This is a genomic window from Streptomyces sp. NPDC051172 (assembly GCF_040682555.1).
Classification (GTDB): Bacteria; Actinomycetota; Actinomycetes; order Streptomycetales; family Streptomycetaceae; genus Streptomyces.
In genome coordinates, this window is the sequence record NZ_JBFBBE010000443.1 from 1 (window position 1) to 1,108 (window position 1,108).

A 1,108-nucleotide genomic window follows, 5' to 3' on the forward strand; every position below is an offset into this window, starting at 1 on the left:
GCGTCGCCGGGGAGGTGGGCGACGGCGTGAAACGTCGGGCACGCGGCGTGATCGCCAGGAAGCCGACGGTGCACAGCACCCCGACCACGGTGACGGCCAGCATGCCGCCGCGCCACGAGGACGCCTCCGCGACGGGCAGGGCGAGGAGCCGCCCGGAGAGACCGCCGAGGGTGGTGCCGGCGAAGTAGGTGCCGGCGGCCGCCGCGACCGCGTGCGGGGCCACCTCCTCCGCCACCAGCGACACGGCGAGACCCGCGACGCCCCCGTGCGCCATGCCCTCGAGCAGGCGCAGACCAAGCATGGCCTCGAACGTGGGCGCGAGGACGCCCGCGAGCGCGCACGCACTGGCGGAGACCATCGAGACCACCATGGCGCGTCGGCGGCCCCACCGGTCCCCGGCCACGGACCACGGCACCACCGACAGCGCGAGGCCGAGCGTGCCGGCGGAGACGAGCAGGGCGGCACGGTCCGCGGGGACGCCCAGGTCGTCGCTGACGAGCGGCAGCAGGCCCTGCGGGGAGTAGAGCTGGGCGAACGTGGCCACCCCCGCCAGGAACAGCCCGATCAGCAGCCTGCGGTACGCGGGCTCCCCGGGCGCGGCCGGCGCGGGTCCCGACGACGGGACGGCCGGGGGCCCCGCGCTCGGGGGCGGAGTGGTCGGGGGCACGCCCTCACTGTATCCAGGCTGTCCACTACGATCGGTCGGGTGACTACCTCGACCCCCTCCCTCGACCTGCACGACTCCTTCAAGGCGTACGACGTCCGCGGCATCGTGGGCGAATCCATCACGGCGGAGAGCGTCCGCGCGGTGGGCGCGGCCTTCGTGGACGTACTGGGCCTGGCCGGTCAGACCGTGCTGGTCGGCGGGGACATGCGCCCCTCCTCGCCCGCGTTCATGACGGCCTTCGCCGAGGGCGCCACGCGCCGCGGCGCCGACGTCGTCACCCTGGGGCTGATCTCCACGGACATGCTCTACTACGCGGCGGGCGTGAAGCAGGCCGCGGGCGTGGTGTTCACCGCCTCGCACAACCAGGCCGAGTACAACGGCATGAAGATGGCCCAGGCCGGCGCCGTGCCGGTCTCCTCGGACACCGGGCTGTTCGAGATC

Annotated in this window: 1 protein-coding gene and 1 pseudogene; one reads left to right on the forward strand and one right to left on the reverse strand. The window is 74.5% G+C overall.

From position 1 onward, the window contains the following. Positions 1-667: MFS transporter (locus AB0N07_RS51810; RefSeq protein ID WP_365848056.1), on the reverse strand; the 667-nt coding region annotated here is incomplete at its 3' end. Between the two features lie 39 nt (positions 668-706). On the opposite strand from AB0N07_RS51810, the pseudogene manB reads away from it, so the two are divergent. Further along, positions 707-1,108, forward strand: a pseudogene (gene manB, locus AB0N07_RS51815) (phosphomannomutase/phosphoglucomutase); the annotation flags it as partial.